The sequence below is a fragment of the Candidatus Schekmanbacteria bacterium genome, from assembly GCA_003695725.1.
Classification (GTDB): Bacteria; Schekmanbacteria; GWA2-38-11; order GWA2-38-11; family J061; genus J061.
Genome location: RFHX01000311.1, coordinates 1 through 5907, shown reverse-complemented (window position 1 = coordinate 5907; position 5907 = coordinate 1). Strand labels below are relative to the sequence as shown.

Annotated in this window: 6 protein-coding genes; 1 reads left to right on the top strand and 5 read right to left on the bottom strand. The window is 40.2% G+C overall.

The window, feature by feature from the left end:
• The first annotated feature begins 24 nt into the window (after positions 1-24).
• Complete coding sequence (locus D6734_11685; protein RMF92728.1) at positions 25-357, top strand: hypothetical protein; 333 nt, start codon at positions 25-27, stop codon at positions 355-357.
• Positions 358-362: 5 nt separating this feature from the next.
• Here the strand turns inward: D6734_11685 and D6734_11680 are convergent, their stop codons facing one another.
• The 5 genes from D6734_11680 to D6734_11660 form a co-directional block, all read right to left on the bottom strand.
• A complete protein-coding gene (locus D6734_11680; protein ID RMF92727.1) occupies positions 363-1085 on the bottom strand; it encodes a hypothetical protein in 723 nt (240 codons plus the stop codon).
• Positions 1086-1108: 23 nt separating this feature from the next.
• On the bottom strand, positions 1109-4129 hold the full coding sequence (locus tag D6734_11675; GenBank protein RMF92726.1) for a type I restriction endonuclease subunit R: 3021 nt from the start codon (positions 4127-4129) through the stop codon (positions 1109-1111).
• A 3-nt stretch (positions 4130-4132) separates the two neighbouring features.
• Positions 4133-4888 (bottom strand): hypothetical protein, encoded by a 756-nt coding sequence (locus D6734_11670; GenBank protein ID RMF92725.1) that lies wholly within the window; start codon positions 4886-4888, stop codon positions 4133-4135.
• A gap of 46 nt (positions 4889-4934) precedes the next feature.
• A complete protein-coding gene (locus tag D6734_11665; GenBank protein RMF92724.1) occupies positions 4935-5468 on the bottom strand; it encodes an AbiV family abortive infection protein in 534 nt (177 codons plus the stop codon).
• Positions 5465-5907: restriction endonuclease subunit S (locus D6734_11660; GenBank protein RMF92723.1), on the bottom strand; the 443-nt coding region annotated here is incomplete at its 5' end. The genes D6734_11665 and D6734_11660, both read right to left, overlap by 4 nt.

Genomic DNA, 5907 nt, shown 5'->3' with positions numbered 1-5907 from the left:
CGACATTACGTGCCCTCCTTGGAGATGGAAAAAACTTGCTCAGTTTTAACAAATAGTTGCCACTTTGTCAATGGCAACTGGGAGGTTGGCAGGAGCAAGAGGAATGGCAAGGATAAGGGCAAAAAGGAAAAGGAAGGAGAGAGAAGAAAAAGAAAAAGCAAGAGAAGGCATAAGGAAAAGGCAAGTGAAGGGAAAAAGGAAAGAGGGAATAGGAAGACGAGAGATTTGGGATGCAAACTTCCCGCAGGTTATTTTTTCAACGAGGCAATGCGGGAAGATTCCTTATGCTCGGTATGCGGCGATACCGGGCAAGGAGCTGCAGGAATTTTGATCGTTGGAGAGGTAGGGGGTATATAAAAAACTTATCTTTTTTTCATTTGTTCAAGTATTGTTTCTGCAAGATCACGCTTATCGATAAGATATTGATTCCAATTGTTTGTTTCTCTTTGTTTTCGTCCTGAGACGAATATATATCTTTGATATTTTTTATTCAGTGGCGCTTTTCGTGCTAGATCCATTGCGGGAATAAACCAGAGGTATTCACTGATTTCTCCCTCTTCGACATCGAAAACACATATCACTATTCCTAGTTTTTTCCTATCTACAATGGAGTGTTTCTTGATGCTAGTAACCACTGGTCCTTGAGTGCGCCAGATGCTTTTCACTTGAATGAAGAAAGTATGCTCTGTTATTTTGTCTTTTATGATGAGGTCAATTCCTTCGTCATCGGAAGTTGGCTTATAGCAAGCAAGATTGCTTCCGTAGAGCAGGATGAGCTCAATAATTCTATTTTCGGCAATGTCTCCCTTCTGTCTTGATGAAAGCTTCGAGATTTTGTAGCTTTTTTCAAAGCTCGGCTTCCAGTTTTTATTTATGGTGAAGGTTGATTTCGCTATTCTTACGAATCGTGATTTTTCTTTGTATTTTTTGATGTCAACAGAGATTATTGCCTCCATTGTCTTTTCCGGGGTTTTTCCTGTACTTTTCAGTCCTCTCTTTTTCGCGATTTTCGTGATTTCTCTGCTGTGAAGCGGCTTGTCTGCTTCTTTAAGAATTTGATATGCGATTGACTTGAAGGTGGGCATAGAGTTACTTGTGTTGAGGTCTTTTATGTAGTTGTTGGTATGTAGTCCTTATATAGCGAAAGCGCTTGGCGATATATTGCTTTTATCACTACCTCGATCTCTTGAGCCTTGTAGCCTCTTTGCAGAAGAAGTCGCCTTACATTCGCCCGTAACCTTGCTTTAATAATATCATTGTTTGTCCAATCAATTGCCAAGTCTCTTTTGATAACTTTTACAAGTTCCCTCACTAACTCTTTTAAGGCCTGGTTGTTTCTTGCTGCCTTTTTTCCTGCTGATATTGCATCATAGAATGCCATTTCTTCTTCTGACAGCCTTTCTCTCCTGCTATATGCTTCAGTTTTTTGGATTTCTTTTGCGAGTTCAATGAGCTTTTCGATAACTTTGGTGGAATTGATAACTCTATTTTCGTACTTTTCGATGATATCTTCGAGCATCTCAAGAAGTGATTTATAGCGGATTAGATTTTTCCTCATTCTTACTTTTAAGGCATCGTGCAGAAGTTTGCGCAGCACCTCTATTGAGAGATTTTTGTATTTTAACTTTTTTACTTCTTTAAGAAATCTCTCGTCAAATATTGAGGTTCCAGATGTGCCTTGTTCATTCATATGAAATATATTCACTACTCCCTCTGCTGCTATTGCCCTTGAGATAAGTTCACGTACCGCAGATTCAATTTCAGAATTAATTCCTTCAGTTACTACGATAGTTCTCTTTATGAGTGCCCTTTTTACAGCTCGGAAAAATTCTATATCATCTTGAATTGCACTTGCTTCTCTATGTGGCATAGCGAAGGCGAAGAGACGAGAAAGCATTTCGGCTTCTCTTATAAATCGTTTTTTCTTTTCTTCGTCGATGATGCCGCTTCTTTCATCTGTAATGATTGTGTTTATTGCTTTTTGGAATACGTCGGCCCTCTTTATGCCTTTGAGTTGTTTCCAGTTTTGGTATTCAACTCCAGGTAGCATAGCTCTTACAATGTCATACTTTTCTTTCATTCTGCTGATAATTTCTTCAATTGGGGCCATTGCCTCCTTTCGAGTTTTCGCGCTATAGATTGCAAGTGCTTTTTTTAGATCGTCCGCTATGCCTATATAGTCAACGATAAGGCCGCCCGGCTTGTCTTTGAAAATTCTGTTGACGCGTGCAATTGCCTGCATGAGCGTGTGATTTTTGAGTGGTTTGTCAATGTACATTGTGTGAAGCGGGGGGACATCAAAGCCCGTAAGCCACATATCACAGACAATAACGAGCTTTAGCGGATCGTTGGGATTTTTGAATTTTCTTTCCAGTTCTTTATTGTCTCGTTCGGACTGGATGTCGTGCGCAAACTCTTCAGGATTTGAAATTACCACTGCTGCTTCAGGAGCATAGGGGGTTTTTGAAAGAAGCTTGTACATTTCGACTGCCACTTTTCGGCTAATTGTTACAACCATCCCCTTGCCTTCTATGCCACGATTGTTGAAGTGATCTACAATATCGCGCGCTATTTTTTTCAGGCGGTCCCTTGCGCTTACCGCCTGCTCAAGGCGTGCCCATTTGCGCTTGTACGCCTCTCTTGTCTCAAGCTTTACCTCTCTCGTTAAGCCTTCAAATTCTTCGTCGATGAATTGATTGGCAAGATGGAGCGGCACGAGGCGCCCTTCGTAATAAATTGGCACCGTTGCGCCGTCTTCCACTGCTTGGTTGATTTTGTATTGGCTGATATAATTTCCAAATACAAGATTTGTGTTCCTGTCTCTGAGGCTAATGGGGGTGCCTGTAATACCCATGAAAGAAGCGTTTGGAAGTGCATTCCGTACGGTTGCAGCTAGTTTTGCGTATTGCGAGCGGTGCGCTTCGTCTGCGATGACGATGATATTTTCTTTTTCACTTAGTACTTCCTGATTAGTATCAAATTTCTGTATTGTGGTGAAGATGAGATCGCCTTGCGCTTCGCGAATTTTCTGCTTTAAGTCCTCGATACTTTCTGCTTGCCTTGCATACGGATAGCCGCACCGCAGGAACGTTTTGTAGAATTGTCCGTCGAGGTCGTTCCTGTCTGTAAGAAATACAAATGTAGGACTTGGGGGTGTTTCTAGTTTCCTTGCCTTGTTTACATAAAACACCATTGAAAGGGATTTTCCTGATCCTTGAGTGTGCCAAAATACGCCAATTTTTTTGTTGCCTCTTGGCCTTGTGGCTCTTATTGTCTCTTTTATTGCTTTATTCACACCAAAGTATTGATGATACAATGCCATTTTTTTTGTGTATTTACTGATATCGCTTTCGGCATCTGCCTCAAAGACAATGAAGTTCTGGATGATGTCAAGAAATCGTGTTTTGTGAAAAATGCCGCGGGCTAAAATTTCAAGTTGACTTTGGTTATTATGAGGTTCATTTTCGCTTTCAATTCCCTTCCATACGGAGAACCATTCCCATGAAGATGAGATTGTTCCATGCTTTGCTTCTATAAGATCGCTTACCACAAGTACCTGATTATACTTGAAGAGCTCTGGGATATCTTTTTTGTACTTTTCTAGCTGCTGATAGGCGCTATAGGTCGTTGCACTTTCAGTTGCTGGACTTTTGAGTTCAAACACTGCGAGCGGTATCCCGTTTACAAACACAATTACATCGGGCCTTCTAACTTTCTCTATTCCTTGAATGGGAAATTGGTTCACAATGAGGAATTCATTATTCTGCGGGTTTTTAAAATCAAGCACACGGGCAAATTTCCATATTTCTTCTCCAGTGCTGTTTTTGAAGCGTACGCGCACTCCACGCGTGAGCATGAGGTAAATTTCTCTATTCGCGATTTCTAAATTCGGGTGATTTGATTTTAAATTGTGTACCACTTCTTCAATTGCAAAATCGGGAAGTTCGGGATTGAGTCGTCGTAGAGCGCGTTTGAGTTTTCCTGTTAATACGACTTCATAAAAATTATCTCGTTCGGCTGTAACCTGGCCAGGGGAAAGGTCAGGCCCAAATTCATAGTCATAGCCCATTTCCTTAAACCATTCTATAAGTGGTTGTTCGGTAAGTGTGAATTCGTTAAGAGCTCTCATAAATTATTTTTCGTATTTCTGAGCTTTCTTGTATCTCTCAGATTGTATTATTTCCTCCTTCAAACGTTGATTTTTAATTTCAAGAGTTTTAAGTCGCGGAATGAAATCATCTGCGAATTGAATAACATTAAGATCTTTGTTGGCACCGTAGAATAAATCCATTAGTCCCATGGCGATATTCCCGATTTGCCAAAGGTCGGTTTTTACAAGATAGTCATCCTCAATATCGAAAAATGTCGTGATGGGTTTTCCTCGCCTGCTATCGAATCTGAAATTGTTGTGAGCGGTGACAATATTGGAATGCGCAGCGGCTTTATTTATCTGGTCTTTCATCCTTTTGATAGCGTCCGACCCCTTTTTGAAATTTGCCTCTAGCCAGTCGTATCTCTTTTTGGCAAGTCGTTTAGTTGGATTAATAATTCCATGTTCATCAATATCTGCAAAACCTGCTGGGTTAGGATTCGCGATGGCGTATGCAGCACAAGATCCTGCTTCTAAGACTTGCCGCAAATTCATCATTGCCTGGATATGATGCAAACGAACAGATGAAAAAAGAGCAAGCAGGTGGTGCTTGTGAATTTGTGCCAGGAACATCACGAAAATAAAACGGTCTGGATTAACGGATTTTACGAATTGTTGGAGCAGCGTATTAAATTCTTTGGCATTGATAAAGTAATTACCAAACCTCTCTACTCCATGCAGGACCATCTGCTTCTCGCTCTCGACTATATCCTCAATTGTATCTTGTTTAAATTCCATAACTTCAAGTTTTCATTTACCCACTCATCAATTATGTATAGACAGTTTATTTCATAAACCCCTTCGTACCAATCTGCATACCGCCAAACTCTCCTGTAATCTCCCAAATGCGATGCAGAGCAGTGTCTGCGACGTGGATAATATCATAAGCATCTTTTTCAGTGACTGCCTCGCGAGGAGTTGTTATCGTATTAGCTGAAAAATCTACGTCCACATACAATGCTAATTTGCGTTTATCCCATGACGGCGTTGCAGGATTCATTTCTTGCGTATCTTCTGCATCAGGACCAATCCACTTATACTTGTAAGGGTAGCTGCTCGCATCACAATAAGCCCAACCAATGTTGTTAATTTTCTCTCTGTGTTGACGGTAAAACGCTCTGAAGCTGTCTTCTGTCTTCAATCCAGTAAATACATCAGCCGCAAACTGGCCTTTTGAAATCTCTTCCAGGGCAGTGAAAGCAAGCGCATAAGCTTGCGCAAAATATCGTTTGCTACATAGTGTTTGGGCAGCTTCTATAAGCTTCCGCGCATTGTGGTTGCATTCGTTGTAGATTTCTAGATACACTTCCTTCTTCATACCCTTATCTCCCCACCTACCAACTTCGGCAAAAGCAAATCACGAATAGTGGCTAGTTTTTGGTTTTCTTTTTGAAGTTTTAAATAATTATCAATGTATAATTTGCCAATATTTTCAAATTTTTCTAATAATCCTTTTGGAGGCAGTAAAATTTTTAAATTTCTAAAAACCACTTTATTAACAGAAGCTCGAGTAGACGCTACTGCTGAAGCTTCTATCAATTGCTGAATTTCTGATTGTTTTAAAAACCACCTCAAGTGTTCCTTTGTTAAAGGAGGAATTGGTGTAATCTTTGCTAACGCTACATTATATGCGCCCTTTAAACCAAATCTAACTTTTCCTGCTTCGCCATATTTATCCATCATTATGTCGTACTCATCACACAATTTATTTCGTTTACTTTTGGGAATATATGTTAAATGAGCATTTAATGTATAAT